Below are 24,610 nucleotides of genomic sequence, written 5' to 3' on the forward strand. Positions count from 1 at the left end.
TGGCCGCCCGGCTCCCCACGACGACTCGGCCGCCGATTGGGAAGTGCGAACAAGTCGCTGTGTAGAGCAATGCCGGCGAGGTCGTCCGTGGTACACAAGGCACCTGGACGAGGTCTTCATCAAGATCAACGGCGAGCGGAAGTACCTGTGGCGGGCTGTCGACCAGGACGGCTTGGTGCTGGACATCCTGGTGCAGAACCGGCGGGACAAGACCGCGGCCAGGCGATTCTTCCGTCCTCTGGTGAAGAGGACGCGTACGGTGCCGCGGGTGGTCGTCACGGACAGGCTCCGCTCCTACGGAGCGGCTCACCGAGAGGTCCTGCCCTCCGTGGAGCACCGCTCCCACAAGGGGCTGAACAACCGGGCGGAGAACAGCCACCAGCGGGAGTGTAAATCTAACGGCGGATCCGACGATCATGGGAGAGACGTCAAGTGACTTACACCGCCGTGGAGTTGGAGACCGTGGAGCCTGTCGAGAGTGCCCAGTTGGGGCAGCCTGAGCCCGTGTCCGACGAGCAGCTGGTCACGATGCTGGTGGAGCGGGCCCGGTCGGAGGGACTGCAGCTGACCGGGCAGGGCGGGCTGCTGCAGCAGCTGACCAAGCGGGTCCTGGAATCGGCCCTGGAAGGTGAGATCACCGATCACCTCGGCTATGAGAAGCACGATGCCGGCGGCCGGGGCAGCGGCAACTCCCGCAACGGGAGCCGGGCCAAGACGGTGCTGACCGACGTCGGGCCGGTCGAGGTCAAAGTCCCGCGTGACACCTCGGGCACGTTCGAGCCGCAGATCGTCAGGAAGCGGCAGCGGCGGCTGACGGGAGTGGACGAGATGGTCCTGTCGCTCTCGGCGAAGGGCCTCACCCATGGGGAGATCGCCGCTCACCTGGCCGAGGTCTACGGGGCGGAGGTCTCCAAGCAGACCATCTCCACCATCACCGACAAGGTCATGGACGGCATGGCGGAATGGCAGAGCCGTCCTCTCGACCGTGTTTACCCCGTTTTGTTCGTCGATGCCATCAACGTCAGGATCAGGGACGGGAAGGTCGCGAACCGTCCCATCTACGTGGTGATGGCGGTGACCGTGGACGGCACCCGCGACATCCTCAGCATCTGGGCCGGCGACGGCGGCGAGGGCGCGAAGTACTGGCTGCACGTGTTCACGGAGCTGAAGAACCGCGGCCTGGATGACGTGCTGATGCTGGTCTGCGACCGGCTCAAGGGCCTTCCCGATGCGGTGGAGGCCGTCTGGCCTCGCACGATTGTCCAGACGTGCGTGGTTCACCTGCTGCGGAATTCGTTCCGTTACGCCGCCCGTCAGGACTGGGACAAGGTCGCGGGGGCCCTCAGGCCCGTCTACACCGCACCCGGCGAGGACGCGGCGACGGAGCGGTTCCTGGAGTTCCAGGAAGCGTGGGGCCGGAAGTATCCGGCGATCGTGAAGCTGTGGTCGGACGCCTGGGCCGAGTTCGTGCCCTTTCTCTCCTTCGACGTCGAGATCCGCAAGGTCATCTGCAGCACGAACGCGATCGAAAGCGTCAACGCCCGCATCCGCAGGTCCGTCCGCGCCCGCGGCCACTTCCCCAACGAGGCCGCCGCCCTCAAGTGCATCTACATGGCGCTGATGAGCCTGGACCCCACGGGCAAGGGCCGCAAGCGGTGGACCATGCGCTGGAAAGCACCCCTGAACGCGTTCCAGATCGCCTTCGAGGGTCGCCTGACCCCGAGCAACAACTGACCACTCAACAACCAAGATCAGCCGTTAAATTGTCACACCCCCGTGAACAGGACAAATGGAGAAGCACGACTCGAGTATTAGGGCCGGTCCGCGCTCGGGAGGTCCTTCGGGCCGTAGAGGGCCGTCGGCGCCTGTGTGGCCAGTGCCCAGTAGCGGTCCCCGAAGGACCAGTGCCACCACTCGGTGGGGTAGTTGACCAGACCCGCCGAGTGCAGGGCGGCATTCAGTACGTTCCGGTGGAGCCGAGCCCGAGCACCGATGTTGTCCGCCTCCGTGTAGCAGGCACCGTCGCTCTCTTCCGGACTCGCGTTCACCCGCGTACCGAGGTCCAGTTCACGGCCGTTTGCGTCGGCGGGCGTCACGTCGACGGCCGCGCCTGCGCTGTGCGGGGCGATCCCGGGAGGGGACACATAGCGGCTGGCGGCCCGTCGGACGCGGTCCTCCGGCCAGCAGGGGGTGAGCGGCACGCAGGCCGTCGAAGTACGCCTGGAAGTAGAAGCGTTGCAGGCCAGGGGGCCGGTATCCCTCGACGAAGAGGAGCCGGAGGCCGTCGGGGAGGTGCGACTGGGCCTCCATCAGCCGGTCCAGCACGCCGCTTCGCAAGTGGGCGAAGGCTCCCGCGTCGTCGTGTTTGCGGTCGTCGATCAGCAGCGCCTTCCGCAGGCTCGCGTCAACGAGCGGTTCGCCCGATTCCCGCACCGGTACGGCCTCGACCCTGGGATCAGACATCAGAATGATTTCCGTCATCCGCCGATCTTCCCTCGAGCGTTCGGCCCACGTCGTCCGGGCCGGCGGTGGCACCCGGTCCGGCCTCGGCCGTCGCCCCCTTGCCCCGCCGCAGCAGCAGCCAGTACCCCGCGGCGGTGACCGTGCCCACCACGGCGCAGGCACCCCAGACGGCCGTGGAACCGTAGAGGTCCAGCACCGCCCCGCCCGCCGCCGGGCCGCAGAACGCCGACGCCGACGCCGACGCCGACGCCGCCAGCGTGTACACGCCCTGGTACCGCCCGCGCGCCCGCGGCGGCGACAGTTCCGCCGCCGCCGCCATCGACGCGGGCTCGTGCACGATCTCCCCCAGCGTCCAGACCGCCACGCTCGCGGCATAGAGCCACAGGGTCCCGGCCCGGGAGTCCCCGCCGGCGACAGCGGTGACCCCGAAACCCCAGCCCAGCAGAAGGGCACCGAACGAGAGCCGCGCGACCGGTTCGCGCCCCGCGGCCCAGCGCGAGGCGGGCAGTTGCAGGACCACCACGAGCAGCCCGTTGAGCGCCAGCACCCGGCCGTAGTCGGACGCGGTGAGGCCGGCTTCGCTCATGTCGATCGGCAGTGTGGTGAATGCCTGCTGCAAAACGCTGCCCAGCAGGAACGTGAGCCCGACCAGCGCCATGAAGCGCCGGTCCCGCCAGACCTGCCCGATTCCCGTTCTCGCCCCACCCTCGACCGGCCCGTGTGCCACCGGCCCGGTCTCGGGGACCCGGGCGAAGACGACCACCGCGCACAGCGCCGTCATCAGCGCGTCGCCGAGGAACAGCCACAGGTACGTCCGCTCGGCGATGAGCCCCGCGACCGCGCCCGAGACGGCGAATCCGACATTGATCGCCCAGTAGTTCAGGGAGTAGGCGCGCACCCGCTGCTCAGGCCTCACGAGGTCGACCATCATCGCCGACACCGCCGGCCGGGAGGCGTTGGCGGTCAGGCCCACCGCACCGGCCACGACCGCGATGACGACCGGTTGCGTGACGAACCCCAGCGTCGCCGTGGTCGCCGCCGCGGCGAGCGACGCGGCCAGGAGGGTGGTGCGCCGGCCGAGCCGGTCGGCCAGCACCCCGCCGGCCACCGCCGCCACCGAGCCGCCCAGCCCGTACAGGGCCGCGACCAGACCGGCGTACGCCGCCGAGAATCCCCGCTCGGTCGTCAGGTACAGAGCGAGGAAGGGGACGACGAAGCCCCCCAGCCGGTTGACGAGAATGCTGACCCAGAGCCACCAGTAGGCGGCGGGCAGCTCCGACCGGGATCTGCCCGCCCCGCCTCGCGGATCCGACACGTCCTAACGCTGCTTCATCGCGGCGATCAGGCTGTGCGGCCGTATGTCACTCCAGGCTTCCTCCACGTACTCCAGGCACCTCTCGCGCCGGTCCTCCCCGAACACGGCTTCCCATCCTGGCGGAACCGCGACGAACGACGGCCAGAGCGAGTGCTGGCCCTCCTCGTTGACCAGGACGAGGAATCCGGTGTCCGCGTCCTCGAACGGGTTGGGCATCATGCGTTCCTCTCCTCGGGCAGGGATCGGGGGGCCGCCGAGCCGAGGCGGGCGAAAAGGTCCCCGAGCAGTGCCGGTGTCTTTTCCGTCAGGTAGAAGTGACCGCCTTCGAAGGACCGCGCCGCGAAGGCCGAGGCGGTGACCTTCGACCAGGCCGCGACGGCCGCTTCGTCCACATCCGTGTCGCTGTCCCCGGAGTACACAGTGATCGGCGCGTTCAGCCGGGCGGACGGCGCCCGGTAACGGGCGATCAGTCCGTAGTCGGGGCTTGAGGAACATCCATGTCAGATCGTGCGCTAAGCCTTCTCGGCGTTGATTGGCGCTTTGACCTGGGGTGATCACCTGTCAGAGCCTTCGTAGGTCGCTGTTGTCGATCTTCGGAGAGTTGTTGTGGCGGTCGAGTTCCTATCGGGTGAGCAGGCTGGGTACGGGGCGTTTGTCGGGGCACCGTCCCGTGCGGAGTTGGAGCGGTACTTCTTCTTGGACGATGCGGACCGGGAGGCGGTGCAGGCCAAGCGTCGTGCGCACAATCGGCTCGGGTACGCGGTCCAGCTCGCGAGCGTGCGCTTTTTGGGCCGATTCATGGCGGACCCGCGGCAGGTGCCGGCGGAGGTGGCTGAGTACCTGGCTGAGCAGTTGGAGTTCGCGGACCCGTCATGCCTGAAGGAGTACGGCGAGCGGGACGGGACGGCCCGCTCGCATGCCGGGGAGATCCAGGAGGGCGGGGGCTGGCGGGATTTCGCTGAGGTATCGGCCGAGTTGAGTGAGTGGTTGGACGCGCGGGCGTGGACGACTGGGGACGGGCCGAAGGCGTTGTTCGACGCGGCGGCCGGGTGGTTGCGCGAGCAGAGGGTGCTTCTGCCCGGTGCGACTCGCCTGTCACGGCTGGTGGGCAATGTCCGGGAGGCGGCGAACCAGAGGCTGTGGGACACGCTCTACGGGCTGCTGAACGTTGGCCAGCGGGCGGTGCTGGATTCGCTGCTGACTGTCCCTGCCGGTGCGCGGGTCTCGGAGCTGGACCGCCTGCGGCGCGGGCCGGTGCGGGTGTCGGGCCCGCAGATGAAGTGGTCCCTGGACCGGGCGGAGGAGATCGCCGACCTGGGCATGGGTGAGCTGGACGTGTCGGGGATACCGCCGCGCCGGCTGGCGGAGCTGTCGAGGTACGGGGTGGACGGCAAGGCGACGCTGCTCAAGCGGCACAACGATTCGCGGCGCCTGGCGACGCTGCTGGCCACCGCGGTGCACCTGACGACGCGGGCGGTCGATGACGCCCTAGACCTGCTGGAGGTGCTGATCGCCACGAAGCTACTGGCCAAGGCCGAGCGGGAGACGGCCAAGGAGAAGATGAAGACCCTGCCGAGGGTCGAGCGAGCCGGGGCGAAGCTGGCGACCGCGTTCCAGGTCGTCTTCGACACCACTGCCGAGCAGGTCGATACCGACACCGGTGAGATCAGCCCGCCGAAGGTGGAGACGCTTACGGCGATGTAGGAGCAGATCGAGGCGGTGGTGCCGCGCCACGAGCTGGCCGCCGCGATCGCGGCGCTGTTCGAGCTGACGCCACCGCTGGACTCCGATGCGGATCAGGCATGGCGGGCGATGCTGGTCACCCGGTTTGGCACGGTGCGACCGTTCCTGAAGCTCCTGGTCAAGGTCGTGGACTTCGGCGCGACTCCGGAGGGTGCCCCGGTTCTGGCCGCGCTGAAGACCCTGCCGGAGCTGATGGGCCGCAAGAAGGTGGGACCTGCCGAGATCGACACCGAGCTGCTGGCCGGGTCCTGGCAGCGCCTAGTGCTGGCCGCGCCGAACCTGGAGCCGGGGACAGTGGACTGGAAGGCGTACGTGTTCTGCGTGTTGGAGCAGTTCCACCGCATGCTGCGCCGGCGGGAGATCTTCGCGAAGAACTCCTCCAAGTGGGGCGACCCGAGGGCGAAGCTGCTGGCCGGTGAGGCATGGGAGCAGGCCAAGCCCACCGTCCTTGCCTCCCTGGGCCTCCCCGAGAAGGCGGACGAACACCTGGCCGCGCGGGCCTCGCTGCTGGACGGTACCTATAGGGAGGTCTCGGGCCGTCTGCCCGACAATGCACAGATCTCCTTCGACGATGACGGCCGCCTACACTTCGCCGCGCTGGAGCCGGAGCCCGAACCAGCCTCCCTGCTCGATCTGCGGGCGGCGGTGAACGCGATGCTGCCCCGCGTCGACCTGCCGGAGGTGCTGCTGGAGGTGTTCTCCTGGACCGGCGCCGACCAGGCGTTCACCTTGGTCACCGGCGGCGAGGCCCGGCTCAAGGACCTCCCCGTCACCATCGCGGCGCTCCTGGTGGCCCACGGCTGTAACGTCGGCTACACCCCCGTCATCAGCGGCATCGATGCACTGAAGTACGGGCGGCTTTCCCACGTCGACCAGACGTATCTGCGGCTGGCGACCTACCGGGCCGCGAACGCCGCTCTGATCGAGCACCAGGCGGCGATCCCGCTCGCCCAGGCGTGGGGCGGCGGGCTGGTCGCCTCCGTGGACGGGATGCGGTTCGTGGTGCCGGTGCCGTCGGTGTACGCCAGGCCGAACCCGAAGTACTTCGGACGCCGGGGTGGCGCGACCTGGCTGAACATGATCAACGACCAGGCCGCCGGGCTCGGAGGGAAGGTCGTGGCCGGCACCCCGCGCGACTCGCTGTACGTGTTGGACGTCCTCTACGACCGCGACGGCGGCAAGCGCCCGGAGATGATCGTCACGGATACCGCCGCGAACTCCGACATCGTGTTCGGGCTCCTGACCCTGGCCGGGTTCGCGTACGCGCCGCAGCTCGCCGACCTGCCGGACCAGAAGATGTGGCGCATCGACCGCGCTGCCGACTACGGCGCCTTCCAGGACGCCGCCCGGGGCCGGATCGACCTCGCCCGGATCGAGCGGCACTGGGAGGACATCCTGCGGATCATCGGCTCCATCCACACCGGCGCCGTCCGCGCCTGCGACGTGATCCGGATGCTGTCGCGGGACGGACGCCCCACGCCGCTGGGGGACGCGATCGCGCACTACGGGCGGATCGCGAAGACCCTGCACATCCTGCGACTGGCCGACGAGCCCGGCTACCGCCGGCAGATCAAGGTGCAGGCCAACCTCCAGGAAGGTCGCCACGCGCTCGCACGGAAGATCTTCCACGGCCGGGCCGGGCAGCTCTACCAAGCCTACCAGGACGGCATGGAGGACCAGATCGGCGCGCTCGGCCTGGTCCTCAACGCACTCGTGCTGTTCAACACCCGCTACATGGACGCCGCCGTCACCCAGCTCCGCGAGGACGGCTTCGATATCCGTGACGAGGACGTCGCCAGGCTGTCCCCGTTCGTACGCCACCACATCAATGTGTTCGGCCGCTACTCCTTCCAGCTCCCCGACCTGCCCGGCGGTCTGCGTCCGCTTCGCGACAAGGACGCGATCGACGAGGAGTGACACGCCCTGGCCCGCACGGCCGGACAGGATGCCCCCTGGGGGTATGGCCAGGAGGAACGTCCGGCGGTGCAGCCAGTGCGCTGCCCGGCTGCCCGAGGGCAGCAGGCGGTCGCGCCGGTACTGCACGGCGCCTGCCGAGTCGGACGATGTTGCGAAGGCGGCGGTCGCCCGTGTTCTGGCAGACCGAAGCTACTCAGCGCAGTACGGCCGCCAGCAGGTCGGCCCCCAGCGTCGTCATCGTGGACAGGTCGAGGGTGTAGTGGACGTAGCGACCGCGCCGCCGGGCCGTGAGCAGCCCGGCGCGGCGCAGGACAGCGAGGTGGCGGGAAACCTCCGGGGGTGAAAGTTCCCAGGCGTGGGCCAGCTCACCGGTGGTGTGCGGGCCGCGGGCCAGGGTACGCAGCAGCCGCAGCCGTACCGGATGTGCGAGTGCCTCCAGCCGTAGTGTGACCGTTTCCAGCGGTACCGGCTCTGATGGACTCGGCTCGGCCACGGGGTACTGCACCACCGGCTGCCACCCGGGCGCGTGGACCACCACCAGGTGCGGGCGGCCGAAGACGCTGGGGATGAAGGTGACCCCGGTGCCGTGGGCGGCGGTCGCCTTGTCCTGCAGCTTGTCCACGATGATGCTGTCGCCGTCCGGCGCCAAGGTGACCGCGTCGGAGACCGATGCGAGTGCCGCCCCGATGCCCTGGCGCTTCAGCAGGTCGTTCTTCAGGCGCAGGTCGGTGGCGAGTTGCACGGCGACGCCCGTCCAGGCGGCGTCGAAGAAGGTGTCGACGCACTGTTCGAGGGTGCAGCGCACCCGTGCCCGCACGGCGGCTGGATCTGCGAGCAGCCGTTCTGCGAAGGCCTCTTGCAGCGGGCCGCGGGCCTGGGCCAGGTCCAGGGCCCGCTCGCGCGCCGTCGCGTCGGCGAGCGGCGACGGCGCAGCGAAGTGGACCCGGTTGCTGCCGCACGTGGTAACGAGCGCGGAAGCCACATACGTTTCGTCGTCGATCCGGTCCACGTCGTCCAGCTCCTCGACGAGGGTCGGCCGGGGACGGGCGGGGACCAGGAAATCGGCTCGTGAGGAACGCCAGAGGAACTCCGCCTCCCGCAACCGCTCGGCCAGCTCCGGCCGCAGCCCAGCCCAGACATCCCCGGCCCAGCCGGCGAGTCGTGGATGATGCCCGGGTTCGGCCAGCACGTGCAGCATCGCGGTCAGCTCGGCCAGCGGGGAGGCAGCGAACCGCAATCGCTCGGACGGCAGGCCGCCGATGTCGATCCTCAACGTCACCCCCTCATCATCACTGACCGTACGGCCGACGACCGCGTCGATTGACCGTGTCCGTCAACCGACGTGCCCAGCCCGGCGGCCGAACGCACCGTTGACGCCATGGCAACCACCACCAAGATCCAGCCGCGCGCCCTCGTCCGTGCCTCCGGAGGCCCCCGCTATGCCGTCGCCCTGGCCGTGGACGCGCTCGGCACCGGCATGCTGCGGCCCTTTCTGCTGCTCTACGGGCTAACGGTGCTGAGGCTGTCCGCGTCGGCCACCGGCATCGCCATGACGGTCGGCGCCGTCGTGGGTCTGGTGTGCATGCCCGCTGTCGGCCGATGGCTGGACCGGGGCGCACGCAGCACGGTCGTGGCAGCGTCGATGCTGGTGCGGGTGCTGGGCGTGGCGCTGCTGCTGGCCGCCCCGGCGGGACACGTCTGGCTGTTCGCGACGGCGGCGCTCTTCCTCGGCATCGGCAACCAGGCATGGCCGGCCGCCCACGCAGCCCTCGTGGCCACGGTCGCCCACGGCCGGGAACGCGACGCCGCTCTCGCGGCAGGCCGCGCCCTGCGCAACGCCGGCATGGGCGCGGGCGCGCTCCTCGCCACCGCATGCCTGGCGGGCGGCACCACCGCACTGCAGGCGCTGGCAGCCGTCACCGGGCTCGCCTATCTCACTGCGGCGGCCTTGGCATGGTCGGTTCACCTGCACGCCCATCCGGCCGCTATTTCGGCCAAGGACAGGGCCGACAGGCCCGCACCTCGGATGCGCGCGCTGCTGGCCGCCAACGTGGTCTACGTCTTCTGCCTCAACATCACCGAAATCGCGCTCCCTCTGGTCCTGGTGACACAGTTGCACGCATCCCCGGTGTGGTCGGCAGCCATCTTCGTGGCGAACACGGTGCTGGTGGTCACCCTGCAGGTTCCGGTCACCGTCCTGATGTCCCGCTTCTCCCGGCGGACCGTGCTGGCTCTCGCCGGCGTGGTACTCACCGCGTCCTACCTCGGCTTCCTCGCGGCCACCTCACTGGGACACGGCTGGGGCGCCCCCGCCGTCGCCACGGTGTCCGTGGTCTGCACGATCGGCGAGATCATCTATGCCGGCAGCGCCACCGCGCTCGTCACCGCCCTCGCCCCGGCCCATGTCCTGGGACGCGCCCTCGCCCGCTTCCAGCTCTCCACGGGCTTCGGCCTCGCCGCCTCCCCGGCAGTCATCACCGCTCTCGCACCCCACGGCTCGGCCGCCCTCTGGGGCAGCCTCGCCGCTGCGACGCTCCTCTCCGCCTCCGCCGTCGCCACCGAGAAGGATCAAGGCGCGGCTCAGCGGTTGCTGCCGCCGGGCGCGAGCAGGCTCGTGAGCTCGGCGATCGCCTCGGGGGACGGCTTGAAGTAGCGGCGGACGTTCTCCGGCTTCTTGTGGCGGGACTTCGCCATCAGCATCAACAGGGACGCGCCCTGTTCGCCGAGGTGGGTCAGCGAGGAGTGGCGGTACTCGTGAAGGTCCCAGCCCGTGCCCGGCCCCCGAAGGGCGGTGTGCTCATCCGGCGTTGGGGACCAGCGGTACAGCCGTTGGCGCTAAGCACTTGATCAACCTCGTCTAGTGCCCCGGCAGGCAACGTTCGCCCTGTTGTGACGCGCCGTCCGGGTGTCGGTCCGGACGGCGCGGACACGCCATGCTGGTCCCGTGGCAGAACGAGTACATGTGCGGGAGATCGACGACGACGAGGCCGGCGGCTGCTGCGGATCATCCGCAGGGGCACCGGATCAGTGGTGACCTGGCGGCGGGCCCAGATGGTGCTGCTGTCCGCCCAGGGCATGCCCGTGGCGAAAATCGCCGAAGTGACGTTCACCAGCGACGACCGGGTCCGCGATGTGATCCACAACTTCAACACCGATGGCTTCGACTCCCTTTATCCCAAGTACAAGGGCGGCCGGCCGAGGACCTTCACGCTGCCCGAGCGCCGTGAGATCAAGAAGATCGCCAAGTCCCGGCCCACCGAGCACGGCCTGCCGTTTTCCACCTGGAGTCTGACCAAGCTGGCGGACTTCCTGGTCGCCGAGGGGGTGGTCGACGACATCAGCCACGAGGGCCTGCGCATCCTGCTCCGCGAGGAAGGCGTCTTCTTTCAACGACTGAAGACGTGGAAGACCTCCCGCGACCCCGACTACGCGGCCAAGAAGGCCCGCGTCGAGCACCTTTACGCGATCGCGGACGGAGAGGTCATACCCGAGGACGGCGAACCCGAAGTCGTCTTCTGCATGGACGAGTTCGGTCCGCTCAACCTGATGCCCCACCCCGGCCGGCAATGGGCCGAACGCGGCGGCAGGCACAAAGACCCCGCTCGCGAACCGCGCCGCAGGCGCCGGGCCACCTACAACCGCTACGGCGGAGTACGGCACCTGTTCGCCGCCCTGGACCTGGCCAAGGACAAGCTCTACGGCCACATCAAGCCCATCAAGAGGCGGACACAGTTCCTGGAGTTCTGCCGATACCTACGCACCCTGTATCCGTCGACGGTGCGGATCGCGATCGTGTGTGACAACTTCTCCCCGCACCTGACCACGAAGAGGTGCCAGCGGGTCGGCACCTGGGCCGCGGCGAACAACGTCGAGATCGCCTACACGCCAACGAACTCCTCCTGGCTGAACCGCATCGAGGCCCAGTTCACCGCCCTGCGCTACTTCACCCTCGACGGCACCGACCACGCCTCCCACAAGGAACAGGGCAGCATGATCCGCCGCTACATCATCTGGCGAAACCGCCACGCCGACGACCGGGGCCTACGCGCGGTCGTCCAGCGAGCAAACGTTGCCTGATCTAATCGTCGTCGCGGCACAGGCAAAAGGGGTGGCCGGCCGGGTCGAAGAGCACCCGGACGTTTTCCTGCGGCTGGAACTCCGCCACGGTCGCTCCCAGGGCGACCGCCTCGGCGACCGCTGAGTCCAGGTCGCCGACCTGAAAGTCGAAGTGCATCATCGGGCGCTGGTCACCATCGGCCGGTGGCCACACCGGAGCCCGGTAGCCCTCCTCCTGCTGGAACACGAAGAACGGTCCTTGCGGAGAGGCGGCCACGATGGCCGTTCCCGGCTCTTCGTGCCCGATGTGCCAATCGAGGAGTTCGGCGTAGAACTTCGCCAAGCCACTGGGGTCCGGCGCTTCGATTGTCGTCCCCCACCACATGCCGCCTGTTCGAGATCGCATGCTTGAGCCTATCCAAGGACCCCACGCACGCCGTTACCTCCCAAGCAACTCAGCCCGCGCAACGCGACCGGGCGAACATTTCCTGATGCGGCACTAGGGCCTGTGTGATGTCGTGATCAACCAGGTGCCTTCAGCAGGTCGTTGATCCAGATCATGGCGGCGCGGAGGTGGAGACCGGCGAGGTAGCTCTCGGGTGTCTTGTCGTATCGAGTCGCGATGCCCCGCCAGGCCTTCAACTTGTTGATCAGGCGCTCGACGGTGTTCCGCTCCTTGTAGAGATCGGCATCGTGGCGTGTGGGCCGGCCGCCGCGACTGCCCTTCTTCTTCCGGTTGGCGGCCTGGTCCTTCTTCTCCGGGATGACTGCCTTGATGTTGCGTCTGCGCAGGTAAGAGCGGTTGGCGCGCGATGAGTAGGCCTTGTCCGCGGCGACAGCGTCAGGCCGGGTCCGGGGACGACCGACCGGCAGAGGGATCCGCACCTTCTGCAGCACGGGGACGAACTGCGGGCTGTCGGCTGCCTGTCCCGCAGTCAGGACGAACGACAACGGACGGCACCGGCGGTCCGCGGCGAGATGAACCTTGCTCGTCAGCCCGCCACGGGACCTGCCGAGCAGGGCTTGCTTCAAGCGGAGCTTGCGCCTCCGCCTGATGTGCCGCCGCTCTTCCCCCTCGGGGTCGTGACCTGCGTCCTGTCCGTTCTGTTCTGGCGGGCCGCCCCCTTTTGCCGGGCCTCCTCCTGCTCGGCGGCGGCTTCCTCGAGGGCGTCCATGATCTCCTTGCCGATGCACATCCCGGCGGCGTCGTGGTGGGCGCGGGCGGTCGTGGAGTCCACGCTGACCAGGGACAGGTCCGTCTTTCCCTGGCGGGCTGCCTCGGCGATCACGCCTTCCAGCAGCGCGGTGAAGACGCCGGCGTCCCTCCATACCCGGAAGCGGCCGTAGACCGTCGGCCATGGGCCGAACTCGCCTGGCATCTCCCGCCACTGGCTGCTGGTGCGAAACCGCCAGATCACCCCCTCGAACTGATCCCGCAGCCGCTCGGGATACGGGCCGTACTCGCCTATCGGCAGGAACGGCTGGATCAACTTCCATTGCCTGTCGGTGAGTTGCCTGCGCGTCACGATTGTCTTCCTACCGGATCCGCCTTCCATGCGGATCCGGATCGGCAAGATTGATCACGACGTCACACAGGCCCTAGCACAGGTGATCGGCCTGCTGCGGGGGTTCTGCGGAAGATCCTCGACCGCTGGCGGGGGCTGACTACCGTCCGCCGCATGCCGGTGGAATTTCTGACTGATGAGCAGGCCGAGGCGTACGGGAAGTTCGCCGAGGAGCCGACGAGGCCCGAGCTGGAGCGGTTCTTCTTCCTCGACGACGAGGACCGGAAGCTGATCGCGAAGCGGCGTGGTGACCACAACCGGCTCGGCTTCGCCCTTCAGATGTGCACAGAACGCTACATCGGGCTGTTCCTGGAGGACCCTCTGGCCGTGCCGTGGCCGGTGGTAGAGCACCTGGCCGCGCAACTGGGGATCGAGGACGTCTCCTGCGTCAAGGAGTACACCGAGCGGTTGAAGACGGCGTACGAGCACGCGTGGGAGATCCGCGATGCGTACGGCTACCACCCGTTCGAGGACCACGCTCAGGGCCGGAGATTCCGCGCATTCCTACATGGCCGGGCGTGGACGGCGCACGCCGAGGGGCCGAAAGCATTGTTCGATCACTCGGTGGGCTGGCTGCGCCGGCACCGGGTGCTGTTGCCGGGGGTGAGCGTGCTCGCCCGGCAGGTCTCCGAGGTCCGCGCCATCGCGGAGAAGCGGCTGCACACCACGGTCGCGAAAGCCGCCCGCCGGGCGGACCCGGCGCTGCCCGGCGATCTGGTCGCCACGCTGAAGACGCCGGAGGGCAGGCGGTACTCGGAGCTGGAGCGGATGCGCCAGCCGCCGACGCGAACCACGGGTACCGCTATGAAGGGCGCGTTGCAGCGGGTCGAGGACATCGCCGCCTTCCAGCTGGGCCGCCTGAAGCTGGAGCAGATCCCGCCGAACCGGCTGTCCGCGCTGGCCCGCTACGGGCTGGGCACCAAGGCGCCGAAGCTAGAGCGGACCCCGGAGCCGAAGCGCACGGCGATGCTCACCGCAGTGATGCGCCACCTGGAGGCCAAGGCGATCGACGACGCCCTGGACCTGTTCGAGATCCTGATGGCCACGAGGCTCATCAGCACCGCGAAGCGGTCCACCGACAAACGGCGCCTGTCCACGCTGCCGCAGCTGGAGAAGGCATCGCGGCTCGTCGCCAGGGCGGCGACGGTGTTCATCGAGGAGCTGGAGCTCATCGAGCAGAGCGGCTGCGAGGTGGACGTGGCCGCCCTGTGGGCGGCGCTGGAGGAGGTCGCACCCCGGGCGGCACTGTCCAGCGCGGCCACCGTGGTGGTGAGCCTGGTCCCGGAGGACGACGGTACGGCCGACAGTGCGCTGCGCGGGGCGCTGGCGCTGCGCTACAACACCGTCAAGCCGTTCCTGTCGCTGCTGGGCGAGTCGAAGGCGCTGGGGGCCGCGACCGGCGGAGCCCGCATCCTGGCCGGGGTGCAGAGGCTGCCGGCGCTGTCGCGGCCGAAGGTGGGCGAGAAGCCGCTGCTGCCGCGGGAGGTCGACGACAAGCTGGTGCCGGGGCACTGGCGCAAGGCGGTGTACGCCAACGCCGAGCTGCCGCAGGGAGCGGTCGACCGCGACGCGTACGTGGTGTGCGTGCTGGAGCAGCTGTTCCGCGCGCTCAAGCGCCGCGACATCTTCGCCTCCCCTTCGCACCGCTGGTCCGACCCGCGCGCCCGCCTGCTGGACGGCAAGGGTTGGGAGGCAGTCCGCGAGGACGTCCTGGCGGGGCTGAGTCTGGAGGAGGACGCCGAGGAGCACCTGCGGGAGCTGACGGCGGTCCTGGACGCGACGTGGAAGCAGATGGCCGAGCGCCTGGAGGAGGCCGGCATGGACGCGAAGATCAGCATCGAGGTCCAGCCCAACGGTCGGGCGAAGCTGAACGTGGAGAAGCTCCACGCGCTCGAAGAGCCGAAGTCCTTGGTGTGGCTGCGTGGCCGGGTCGAGAAGATGCTCCCGAAGATCGACCTGCCGGACCTGTTGTTCGAGGTGCACGCCTGGACTGGGTTCCTGGACGCTTTCGTGCACCTGGGCGACGGCAGGACCCGCATGAAGGACCTGGCCACCTCGGTCGTCGCGTTGCTCGTGAGCGAGGCGTGCAACATCGGCATGACCCCGGTCATCAACCCGAACTATGAGGCGCTCACCCGGGCCCGGCTCGTCCACGTCGACCAGTACTACCTGCGCGCCGACACCATCGCCGCGGCGAACGCCGCGCTGATCGAGGCCCAGGCCCGGGTGCCGATCGTCCAGCACTGGGGCAAGGGACTGCTCGCCTCCGTCGACGGCCTGCGCTTCGTCGTCCCTGTCCGCACCATCAACGCCGCCCCCAGTCCCAAGTACTTCGCGAAGAAGAGGGGCATCACCTGGCTGAACGCCATCAACGACCAGGTCATCGGTATCGGGCAGATGGTGGTGCCCGGCACCCCGCGCGACTCCCTGTTCATCCTGGACGCCCTGCTGAACCTCGACGGCGGAGTGAAGCCGGAGATGGTCGCCACCGACAACGCAAGCTACTCCGACATGGTCTTCGGCATCTTCAAGATGCTCGGCTACCGCTTCTCCCCGCGCTTCAAAGACCTCGAAGACCAGAGGTTCTGGAAGGCGGCAATGCCCGGAGCCGAGACGGCCGGCGGGTACGGGCCGCTGGAGGCCCTCGCCCGCAACAAGGTCAACGTGAAGAAGGTGCTCACGGCCTGGCCGGACATGCTTCGGGTGGCGGGCTCCCTGGTTACCAACCAGGTCAGGGCCTACGACCTGCTGCGGATGTTCGGCCGCGAGGGCCACCCCACGCCCTTGGGGCAGGCGTTCGCCGAATACGGGCGGATCGCCAAGACCCTCCACCTCCTGGCGGTGGTAGACCCGGTGGACGACACCTACCGGCGGCAGATGCACAAGCAGCTCACTGTCCAGGAGTCCCGGCACAAGCTCGCCCGCGACATCTGCCACGGCAAGAAGGGCACCATCCACCAGGCGTACCGGGACGGGATGGAGGACCAGCTCGGCGCCCTCGGCCTGGTCTTGAACGCCGTCGTGCTCTGGACGACCCGGTACATCGACGCCGCGGTCGCCCAGCTCCGCGCCGAGGGCCACGAGATCCGGGACGAGGACATCGCCCGGCTGTCCCCGCTCAAGCACCGCAACCTCAACGTACTGGGCCGCTACAGCTTCACCGCCTCCGTCCCGCGCGAGGGGCTGCGGCCGCTGCGCGACCCGAACGCGGTCGAGCTGGACGACGATGACGACGGCCGCGAGGACTGAACGGGCTATGGCTGGGACGGGATCCGGGTGACCCTGACGCTGCGGTCCAGGTACCGGCTGAGCGGCGCCGTCGGGGCCTCGCCTCTGTTCTCGGCCGGCCATCGGTCCTCACCAGCTTCGCGACGGCGGCACCGGCCAAGCAGATGATGGCGCCGGTGGCGTCCCGGCGGTCGGGCCGGAATCCGTCCAGACGGCCACGCCTGCGAAGTGATCTGACTCACACGCTGTCACAGGGATCGATTAGGCGGTGTCTTGTGCTCGAACCGCTGGAAACGAGGGAGACATCATGGCTGAGAACACGGATGTGGTTGTGATCGGTGGCGGGTACGCCGGCGTCATGGCGGCGAATCGTTTGACGCAGCGCGACGACGTGACCGTGACCCTGATCAACCCGCGTGCGACTTTTGTCCATCGCGTCCGTCTGCACCAGCTGGTGGGCGGGTCCGACGGCGGGGTCGTGGACTACCGGGAGGTCCTGGCCGAGGGCGTCCGGCTGGTGGTCGACACCGTGGCGCGGATCGACGCGGCCGACCGTAGCGTGGCGCTGGCGTCGGGCGGCACGGTGGGCTACGACTACCTGGTCTACGCGGTGGGCAGCGGCAGCGCTGACCCGCGTGTGCCCGGAGCGGGCGAGTTCGCCTACCCGATCGCCACCCTGGAGGAGGCGGAGCGGCTGCGGCCGGTCCTCGACTCCGCGCCCACGACGGCCGCGGTGACGGTGGTCGGAGCCGGGCCCACCGGCATCGAGACCGCCGCCGAACTGGCCGAGCAGGGCCGTACCGTCACCCTGGTCTGCGGCGGCGTGCTCGGCCCGTACCTCCACACCCGGGGCCGGCGTTCGGTGGCCGGGCGGCTTGCGGCACTCGGAGTGACCGTGCTCGACGGCTCCGACGCCAAGGTGACGGCGGTGACCCGCGATGCCGTGCGGCTCGCCGACGGCCGCGAGCTGCCGAGCGCGGTGACCATCTGGACCGCCGGCTTCGCCGTGCCGGACCTGGCCGCGCGCAGCGGGCTGAGCACCGACGCCCTGGGCCGGCTGCTCGCGGACGAGACGCTGACGAGCGTGGATGACGACCGCATCGTCGCGGCCGGGGACTCGGCGGCGCCGTCGGGCCTGGCGCTGCGGATGAGCTGCCAGGCTGCGATGCCTCTGGGCGCGCGCGCCGCCGACACGGTGCTCAGCCTGATCGCGGGTGAGCAGCCCGAGACGCTCAACCAGTCGTTCGGAGCGCAGTGCATCAGCCTGGGCCGACGCACCGGGATCTTCCAGTTCGGCAACCGGTCCGACGTCGCGGTGTGGTTCCACATCGACGGCCGCCTCGGCGCGAAGATGAAGGAGGCCGTGTGCAAGGGCATCGTGAAGCACCTGGCCGATGAGGCGCACAAGCCCGGCGGGTACAGCCTGCACCGCATGAAGGGAGGCGCCGGGCGCCAGGAGGCGCTGGAGGCCAAGCACGGGGAGGCCCCGGCCACCGCTCAACGGGCCGCCTAGCCGGGCGCTCGTGGTCGATCCGGTCCGGTCCGACCGAAACGGATCCGGCGTGCATATCGTGCGGCGACGCCCATATCGCGGGCGCCGCTGCACGCACGCGCTCATCAGCGGCCCTTTCAGCAACGGATCATGATCAACTTGGCGTTCCACAGCCGTGCGCCGGGTGGAGTCCCACTCGCGACCGCACCGAACAGGTGGGTCGGACCGAACGGCTGCCAACGAAAGGGACCTTGTTGTGGATGCACGCTTGAAGGCCTTCGGCAACCATGCCCGGCAGCGAACGAGAAGGTTTGAGATATGAGCGACCACGCCACGGACCCGGCAACCGAGGCCTTCGTCGCCCACCGCAACCTCCTCTTCACCGTCGCCTACGAGATGCTCGGATCGGCGTCCGACGCCGAAGACGTCCTACAGGAAACCTGGCTGCGATGGGTCAAGGTCGACCTGGAGCAGGTGCTCGACCAGCGCGCCTACCTGGTCAGGATCACGACCCGGCAGTCACTCAACCGGCTGCGCACCATGAAGCGCCGCAAGGAGGCGTACGTCGGCCCCTGGCTGCCCGAGCCGCTGCTCACCGCGCCGGACGTGGCCGACGACGTGGAGCTCGCCGAGAGCGTGTCGATGGCCATGATGCTCGTCCTGGAGACGCTGTCGCCGACCGAGCGCGCCGTCTTCGTACTGCGCGAGGCCTTCGATATCGGCTACGACGAGATCGCCGCCGCCGTCGACAAGAGCCCCGCCGCCGTCCGCCAGATCGCGCACCGCGCCCGTCGGCACGTCGATGCCCGCCGCCCTCGCCAGGCGGTCTCCCCGAGCCAGACCCGGGTGGCCCTGGAGTCGTTCCAGCGCGCGTTTGAAACCGGAGATCTTCAGGGCCTCCTCGACGTCCTCGCCCCTGAGGTCGTCTATATGGGCGACGGCGGCGGCGTCAAGCACGCTGCGGTGCGGCCGGTCATCGGCGCCGACAAGGTGGCCCGCCTCTTCGCCGGCATGACCGGCAGGGCCGGAATCACGGTCATCGCCCTCAGCCCCACCGTGGTCAACGGCAGCCCGGCACTCCTCGTACGCCTGGACGGCGAGATCGACGGCGTCATCGCGATACATGCTGAGGACGCCCGCATCACCGGCCTCTACTACGTCCGCAACCCGGAGAAACTGTCCCGCGTCCAAGCCGAGACCCCGCTCACCCTGCGATGAACACCGGCGGCGGAATCGCGACTTGGAGTCAGGTGCAGCACTGAACCCCGTACGGTTCACCTCGTGTGTCACAACATCGCCTGTCAGAACACACAAAGCTCGCCCTGCAATATGGCTTGGCGCTCCTGGGGATGACTGGGAGCGCAAAGCCATGTTCGTCTGCTCGGCGACGGCGACGGCGACGGCATCGGCCCGCGGGGCGGGCACGCCCGTGAGGCCTCGAAGACGGCGTCCGGGCGGGGTTGCTCCGTGTCCTACACAACTACCAGGCCCCGTAGGGTGATGCCCTCGGCCTCATTCTCACAAATGAACATCTGTGAGAGTTCTGCGAGAGCCCCGGGGGCGATCACGTCTTCGCAGGTCGCCGCTCGCAAAAGTCCTCTCGAAACCAACGTGTTGTGCGAGGCACTTCTGCGAGACTGCCGCCATGGATCTCAGTGGCCGGTTCGTAAGGCAATGTCTGTTTCTGGCTGAAATGGGAGCAAGGACGCTGGTGGAGGTTCCGTCGGCTATTGCTTCCTGGCGAAGTTGCCGGTGTCGGCCTCGGTGAGGATGCCGAGTTTGACCAGTCGCTTCAGCTTGGCGCGGGTACCTTCGACGTTCTTCGGCAGCAGTTCGTGGCCGAGGGCTTCGCAGACGTCCTTGGCCCGTAGCGGCCCGGTCGCGTGGTTGATGGCGGCGAGGATGCGGGGGTAGTCCGGGTGCTCGGGCAGGTCTGGCGCGAGGGCCGGGAGCCGGTCGGCGAGGCCGGTGACGGTCTTGCGGTTGATCGTGAGGTGCTCCAGGTGCATCCCGGCCTCCCGCAACCGGGTCTGCAGGCCGTCGATCTGCGTGCGAAGGTCGTCGGCCAGGGCCCGGGCGGCGTCTTCCTGGAGGTCCAGGGCATCGAGCAGGGGCTGGATGTTCACGCTGCCACCGCCTGTTCTTCGCGCCAGGTGGGGGCGTTCGCGCCGGTGAGGCGTCGGGTCATGACATGAGTCATAGCCCAGTAGACGCGGGAGGCGGAGGAGGAGGGGCGGTGCTCGTAGTCGCGGACCAGGCGCCGGTGCAGTATCAGGATCCCGTAGGTCTGCTCGACCCTCCACCGCTTCGGCTGCGGCACGAACCCCTTGTCCTGCGGGTTGCGTGCGACGATCTCGACGTCAATTCCCAGGCCGGCGCCGTGCATCACGACCTGGTTCTTGAAGCCCTGGTCGACCAGGGCTTTGCGGACGGTGTCGCCGGCGTGCTCGGCGACCTGGTCCAGCAGGATGATGCCCGCGGCGTTGTCGTGGGTGTTCGCGGCGAGGACGACGACTGTGATGACCAGGCCGAGGACGTCCACGGCCAGTCCGCGTTTGCGGCCGGGCACCCGCTTGGCCGGATCCCGGCCGGTCGTGGCGGCGGGGACCCCGGCGGCCGCGTGGACACTCTGGGTGTCCAGGACCACCAGGGTCGGGTCCTCTAATCGGCGGGCGCGTTCACGTACCTGGCAGCGCAGGAGTTCGTGGATGACCTGGTCGGTTCCGTCGTCCCGCCAGGCGGCGAAGTAGTAGTAGGTCGCGCTCTTCTGCGGCAGGTCGTGCGGGAGATAGGCCCACTGGCAGCCGGTCCGGCCCTGGTAGAGGATCGCGTTCACGATCTCCCGCATGTCGTAGGCGCCCTGGTGGCCGCTGACCGAGCGGTGTCGGTCCTTCCATGCGGTGATCACCGGCTCGATCAACGCCCACTGCTCGTCCGATAAGTCGCTTGGGTACGGCTTGCGTTCACTCACCCGGTCACATCACCAGATCAACAACCGCGGACCGGCAGATTCCGCCCCGCCGCCACACCATCAGGCGACAGCAGATCCCCTCAAAGACTCACGAACCGCCCACTCACGCCCGATCAGGCCGCATTGGCGGTAGAACGTCACGACTGCCCGAACTGTGACGTGCCCGCCGGCAGTGCCTGTCGCACCCGGGGCGGGAAGACCGCCGCGAAGTACCACACCCCGCGCTTCGTTCTGGTCCCCGCGCTCCGTGAGGAACTGGAGATCCCCGTCCCCGTCGACCGGCTCCCCGGCCGCGCGTGGAAGCAGGGCGTCGCGCTCGCGGTGGTGCCCGCGCCCCGCGCCGCGCGGCCGGTACGAATCGGGTACGCCCGTACGTCGACCGCCCGCCAGGAGCTGGCGAGCCAGCTCGAAGCCCTCCACCGAGCGGAGTGCCACAAGGTCTTCAAGGAGCAGATCAGCACCCGCATCAAGGTCCGTCCCGAGCTGGAGGCCGCACTCGCGCTGGCGCGCCAGTTCAAGGAGGCCGCACCTGAGACGCCGGTGATCTTCACGGTGCACGAGCTGAAGCGTCTGGCGAGGAACGCGGCCGAGTTGATGACGCTGTCCGCCGAGCTGCAGGCCGGCGGCATCCAGCTCGAACTCCTCACCGGCCCGCTCACCGGAATCTACGACCCCGACGGCATGGGCGCCATGTTCTTCGCCGTGCTCGCCGTCGCCGGGCAGATCGAACGCAACTACATCCGGGAGAAGACCCTGGAGGGCCAGGTCATCGCCGCGTCCAAGGGCAACCACGGCGGACGGCCGAAGGTCATCGACGACGACATGCTCACCTTCGCCGTCGCGCTCAAGGACAAGGGCGTCCCTGTCCCCGAGATCGTCAAGAAGCTCGCCATCAAAGTCGGGAAGAACGCGGGCAAACACCCCTCGGTCGCCTCGCTCTACCGGGCGCTCGCGGAGGCCGAAGCCGCCGCAGCGGACGACGGCCTGCCGCTCAGGCCGAAGCCCGTCCGCATCCGCCGGCCCGAGGACCCGCTCACCTCCGAGGAGATCGACCTCCGCGAACGGCTCCAGTCCCAGCCTCATCCGAACGCGGAGGTCCGCAGCTAGTGGCTGTGATCAAGTGCTTAGCGCCAACGGCTGTACCGCTGGTCCCCATGGCCGTACTGAGCCGACCACTGAACGTTCCCCCACCGGACCCTGAGCTGGTCGAGGCGCGGAGTCCCGGTGAAGACGTCACACTGCCATGGTCTCGGAGACTCGAATGCCCTGGCGCTGCCTCTGCTCTGCTCCGGGCCAGGAGGCTCAACCATCCCTAAACTGCGACTGGGCTGTGACAGGGGGAAGTGTGAGTGAGCAGATTCAGGGCATGTGGTGGACCCCAGGTACTCCGGACCAGCGGGTCCCGGGGACGCTGACTCGGGTCGAAGACGGATGGCGCTTGGATCTCATCGGTGCTCTGAGCACCGACCCGAGCGGTGAAGACAGTCTTCATCTCGTACCGCCCCAGACTATTTGGGGAGCTTGCCGAGGCGTCCTCTACACGCTCATGGAGTGCTACCTGCGCGATGTGCTGAATTCGCGAGGAACCGGAGTTCCCGAGGACGTAAGCGATCAATGGCTCACCACGTGGCGTGTCGAAAGCGTTGTTCGCGGAGGCACTGTCACGGAGGCAACGCCTTTCCGCAGCGCCAGTTTTGAGATCACCGGTCTGCCAGCATGGTGGCCCCCGAGCGGGTTGCGGGGTCCGCAGGCACGCTCAGGGGCCTACGAGCAGCCCGATGATGTGAGCGTGCCGCTCCAGGATGGCGAGATCACCATCGGCGTACGGGGAATGCCCCGCCACGGGCGTCGCGTGCGCTCACTGCGTGAACGAGTTGTGGTCTGGGTTGAGAAGTCGACCGGATTCACCTTGGAAGACCTGGCGAAGGACACGGTGGAGCCATTGAGAGCCCTGGTCGCCATCGGAGTCGACGAGCCTGTCAGCGTCTTCAACCTGCGCGTCAACCCCCTCAGTCCCGATCCGGATGGGAGACCGTCGCGCTCTTTCGAGGTTGACCCTCAGGATAGTGCAGAGCCCGAAGAGCTCCCTTCGACGCTTCCGGCCCCGCTTCCCCTGTCCCCTGCGTTGCCGGATGTGCCTTCGTTCATCCCTGCGTGGTTGGAGGTGGCCCGGCGCTGCTCTGTCCCGCTTGACGCGGTAGAGCCCCGCCAGCGCTCGGGATCTCTGCAGTTGCAGTTCTTGGATGTCGTGAACGCAGCAGAGACACTGCACCGGTCTTTGCATGCAGAACCAGCGGAGTATCCCTTCGCTGAACGCGTGCGTGAGGCCCTGAAAGACTTCGGCGGATTCAGCGCCGAAGAACGCCGCACCGTACGCGACGCGGTCAAGTTCACAGAAACTAGTTTGGAGAACCGTCTCCTCGCGCTGGCGGAAGTGCTTGGCTCGGAAGTCTGCGACTGGCTCTTCGACGGCAACGTCCGCCCTTGGGCCTACGTAACCGCTCGCCTCCGGAACGTTCTAAGTCATTGGTTCGCGGCTCCCGATGGTGTTCATGAGGATCCCGGAGCGCTTGTGGGAGCACTGCGTCTGACCGAGGCCGTCATCACGCTTCGCCTGTTCCTTGAGGCCGGCCTGCCCTCAGGGACAAGTCTCGTCTCACAGCTCGAGAGGCATCGTGGTCTGCGTTCCCTCTCCAAGCAAAGCATCGCCGACTGGCCTCTGCTGGCTCACCGGATCAACTCGCGGCAGTGGCCCCAGCCCCATTCTGAGCATGAACAGTCCGATGGCGAGGAAGAGGACATCAAGCCTTAAGCCTGGCGCCGGTGGCCGTGAACCTGGGTGTATGAATATCGAACACCAAATCGAGGCGGGACCGGCTCACTCAGGAGCAACTGGACGCCCTGCGCAAGCTGGGCATCGGCTGGGCGATGTAGCGAAGGGCGGCGCCGTGATCTGGTGCCGCCCCGTGACCAGCAAATATCGCTCGTTCATGCGTGGGATTCATCGGTAGGTTGCTCATCATGGTCTACAAGTTCGGGCCCAATGAGCAGTGCCTACGGCGCTGCCGGGCGGTAGTGCCGGTGATTCTGCGAGCGGCTGAGCAGGTAACCAGCCAGGGTGTGCGGGTGCTGTTCGAGCATCAGGATGTCGTCCGGCCGCTCATGGGCTGGTGGCAGTTCACGAACCGGACGGCGCAGGCACTGGTATCCCTGTACGACCAGGGGTACACCGTGGAGGCGGCGCCCCTGATGCGGAATCTGCTGGGACACTCCTACGCGATGAACTGGCTGGCAGACAGTGGCGAGCCAGCCGTCGTGGCGCTCACCGATTACTGGAACGAGCACCGTCGGAAGCTCGCCCAGAACGTGAACGAGACCTGGAATCTTCCGGAGCCGGCTCCCGCGCCTTCAGAAGACCCGATCGTGTTTGCCAACCCTGAGAGCGAGCAGATCCACAGGCGGCTGGTCGGCGAGCTCAAGAACTTCGACACCATGGTCAAGGCGTACGGCACTGCCGACGTCTATCCGGTCTACCGGCACCAGTCGGCCTACTCGCACACAACGGGCGCGACTGCTGACGCCTTCCTGATCGTGGACGACGGCAAGTTGAAGTTCACCACGGAGCCCAAGGGTGGTGAGGCCGATATCACCGCCGAGCGGCTGTGGATTCCCGTGGCCTTGCTTCAGGCGGCAGCAGCCATCAGCCCGCTGCTGGTGGGCAACCCCATGAAGCCAACCATTGAGAAGGCGATGAGTGACCTTGGCCTGCCGCCCACGCTGCTGAACCTTCAGCGCACCCGGCCACTCATCTGACGCTTGTTCGCGAAGTCGCTGCGGTGGCCGCATGGGCGCAGCATCCG

At 68.3% G+C, this 24,610-nt stretch carries 15 protein-coding genes and 7 pseudogenes; 12 read left to right on the forward strand and 10 right to left on the reverse strand.

Features of this window, described 5'->3' with window-relative positions; translation table 11 throughout:
* Window positions 1-100: 100 nt before the first annotated feature.
* Together QFZ76_RS01540 and QFZ76_RS01545 are read left to right on the forward strand one after the other, a co-directional pair.
* Window positions 101-379: pseudogene (locus QFZ76_RS01540) on the forward strand (transposase); the annotation flags it as partial.
* A gap of 149 nt (window positions 380-528) precedes the next feature.
* Window positions 529-1,734, forward strand: coding sequence for an IS256 family transposase (locus QFZ76_RS01545; protein ID WP_307679895.1), 1,206 nt, complete (start codon window positions 529-531; stop codon window positions 1,732-1,734).
* Between the two features lie 77 nt (window positions 1,735-1,811).
* Here the strand turns inward: QFZ76_RS01545 and QFZ76_RS01550 are convergent.
* The 4 genes and pseudogenes from QFZ76_RS01550 to QFZ76_RS01565 form a co-directional block, all read right to left on the reverse strand.
* Window positions 1,812-2,481: pseudogene (locus QFZ76_RS01550) on the reverse strand (M15 family metallopeptidase).
* Window positions 2,456-3,778: an MFS transporter gene (locus QFZ76_RS01555; RefSeq protein WP_307671981.1), complete on the reverse strand. Its 1,323-nt coding sequence runs from the start codon at window positions 3,776-3,778 to the stop codon at window positions 2,456-2,458. The pseudogene QFZ76_RS01550 and the gene QFZ76_RS01555 overlap by 26 nt, the downstream one beginning before the upstream one ends.
* A 3-nt stretch (window positions 3,779-3,781) precedes the next feature.
* Window positions 3,782-3,994 (reverse strand): MbtH family protein, encoded by a 213-nt coding sequence (locus tag QFZ76_RS01560; RefSeq protein WP_307679896.1) that lies wholly within the window; start codon window positions 3,992-3,994, stop codon window positions 3,782-3,784.
* A complete protein-coding gene (locus QFZ76_RS01565) occupies window positions 3,994-4,248 on the reverse strand; it encodes a thioesterase II family protein (protein ID WP_373464491.1) in 255 nt (84 codons plus the stop codon). Before QFZ76_RS01565 ends, QFZ76_RS01560 begins: the two co-directional genes overlap by 1 nt.
* A 136-nt stretch (window positions 4,249-4,384) precedes the next feature.
* On the opposite strand from QFZ76_RS01565, the pseudogene QFZ76_RS01570 reads away from it, so the two are divergent.
* A pseudogene (locus QFZ76_RS01570) lies at window positions 4,385-7,438 on the forward strand (Tn3 family transposase).
* A 193-nt stretch (window positions 7,439-7,631) separates the two neighbouring features.
* Here the strand turns inward: QFZ76_RS01570 and QFZ76_RS01575 are convergent.
* Window positions 7,632-8,717, reverse strand: a complete 1,086-nt coding sequence (locus tag QFZ76_RS01575; RefSeq protein ID WP_307671983.1) for a helix-turn-helix domain-containing protein — start codon at window positions 8,715-8,717, stop codon at window positions 7,632-7,634.
* A 99-nt stretch (window positions 8,718-8,816) separates the two neighbouring features.
* Here QFZ76_RS01575 and QFZ76_RS01580 point away from each other — a divergent pair, with 99 nt between their 5' ends.
* Entirely contained in the window at window positions 8,817-10,091 is a 1,275-nt protein-coding gene (locus tag QFZ76_RS01580) for an MFS transporter (protein ID WP_307671984.1), read from the forward strand.
* Here the strand turns inward: QFZ76_RS01580 and QFZ76_RS01585 are convergent.
* Window positions 10,019-10,240: pseudogene (locus tag QFZ76_RS01585) on the reverse strand (site-specific integrase); the annotation flags it as partial. The gene QFZ76_RS01580 and the pseudogene QFZ76_RS01585 overlap by 73 nt on opposite strands.
* Window positions 10,241-10,382: 142 nt before the next feature.
* Between QFZ76_RS01585 and QFZ76_RS01590 the strand changes: the two are divergent.
* A pseudogene (locus tag QFZ76_RS01590) lies at window positions 10,383-11,515 on the forward strand (IS630 family transposase).
* 1 nt (window position 11,516) lies between these two features.
* On the opposite strand, the gene QFZ76_RS01595 reads toward QFZ76_RS01590, so the two are convergent.
* Together QFZ76_RS01595 and QFZ76_RS01600 are read right to left on the reverse strand one after the other, a co-directional pair.
* Window positions 11,517-11,900, reverse strand: coding sequence for a VOC family protein (locus tag QFZ76_RS01595; protein ID WP_307671985.1), 384 nt, complete (start codon window positions 11,898-11,900; stop codon window positions 11,517-11,519).
* 116 nt (window positions 11,901-12,016) lie between these two features.
* Window positions 12,017-13,020: pseudogene (locus QFZ76_RS01600) on the reverse strand (IS5 family transposase).
* 153 nt (window positions 13,021-13,173) lie between these two features.
* On the opposite strand from QFZ76_RS01600, the gene QFZ76_RS01605 reads away from it, so the two are divergent.
* From QFZ76_RS01605 to QFZ76_RS01615, 3 genes are all read left to right on the forward strand, one after another.
* Window positions 13,174-16,308: a Tn3 family transposase gene (locus QFZ76_RS01605; protein ID WP_307671986.1), complete on the forward strand. Its 3,135-nt coding sequence runs from the start codon at window positions 13,174-13,176 to the stop codon at window positions 16,306-16,308.
* 286 nt (window positions 16,309-16,594) lie between these two features.
* Window positions 16,595-17,800 carry an NAD(P)/FAD-dependent oxidoreductase gene (locus QFZ76_RS01610; RefSeq protein ID WP_307671987.1) on the forward strand — a complete coding sequence of 402 codons (1,206 nt, stop codon included), beginning with the start codon at window positions 16,595-16,597 and terminating at the stop codon, window positions 17,798-17,800.
* A gap of 297 nt (window positions 17,801-18,097) precedes the next feature.
* On the forward strand, window positions 18,098-18,997 hold the full coding sequence (locus QFZ76_RS01615; protein WP_307671988.1) for an RNA polymerase sigma-70 factor: 900 nt from the start codon (window positions 18,098-18,100) through the stop codon (window positions 18,995-18,997).
* Window positions 18,998-19,506: 509 nt separating this feature from the next.
* Here QFZ76_RS01615 and QFZ76_RS01620 read toward each other — a convergent pair.
* Window positions 19,507-19,905: a hypothetical protein gene (locus tag QFZ76_RS01620; RefSeq protein WP_307671989.1), complete on the reverse strand. Its 399-nt coding sequence runs from the start codon at window positions 19,903-19,905 to the stop codon at window positions 19,507-19,509.
* Window positions 19,902-20,750, reverse strand: coding sequence for an IS5 family transposase (locus QFZ76_RS01625; RefSeq protein WP_307671990.1), 849 nt, complete (start codon window positions 20,748-20,750; stop codon window positions 19,902-19,904). Before QFZ76_RS01625 ends, QFZ76_RS01620 begins: the two co-directional genes overlap by 4 nt.
* Before the next feature lie 159 nt (window positions 20,751-20,909).
* Here QFZ76_RS01625 and QFZ76_RS01630 point away from each other — a divergent pair, with 159 nt between their 5' ends.
* From QFZ76_RS01630 to QFZ76_RS01640, 4 genes and pseudogenes are all read left to right on the forward strand, one after another.
* Window positions 20,910-21,857 carry a recombinase family protein gene (locus QFZ76_RS01630; protein WP_307671991.1) on the forward strand — a complete coding sequence of 316 codons (948 nt, stop codon included), beginning with the start codon at window positions 20,910-20,912 and terminating at the stop codon, window positions 21,855-21,857.
* 259 nt (window positions 21,858-22,116) lie between these two features.
* On the forward strand, window positions 22,117-23,562 hold the full coding sequence (locus tag QFZ76_RS01635) for a HEPN domain-containing protein (RefSeq protein ID WP_307679897.1): 1,446 nt from the start codon (window positions 22,117-22,119) through the stop codon (window positions 23,560-23,562).
* An 8-nt stretch (window positions 23,563-23,570) separates the two neighbouring features.
* Window positions 23,571-23,684: pseudogene (locus QFZ76_RS51600) on the forward strand (helicase); the annotation flags it as partial.
* A gap of 87 nt (window positions 23,685-23,771) precedes the next feature.
* Window positions 23,772-24,563, forward strand: a complete 792-nt coding sequence (locus QFZ76_RS01640; RefSeq protein WP_307671992.1) for a DUF5677 domain-containing protein — start codon at window positions 23,772-23,774, stop codon at window positions 24,561-24,563.
* The last annotated feature ends 47 nt before the right edge of the window (window positions 24,564-24,610 follow it).

It is taken from the genome of Streptomyces sp. V4I2 (assembly GCF_030817655.1).
Lineage (GTDB): Bacteria > Actinomycetota > Actinomycetes > Streptomycetales > Streptomycetaceae > Streptomyces > Streptomyces plumbiresistens.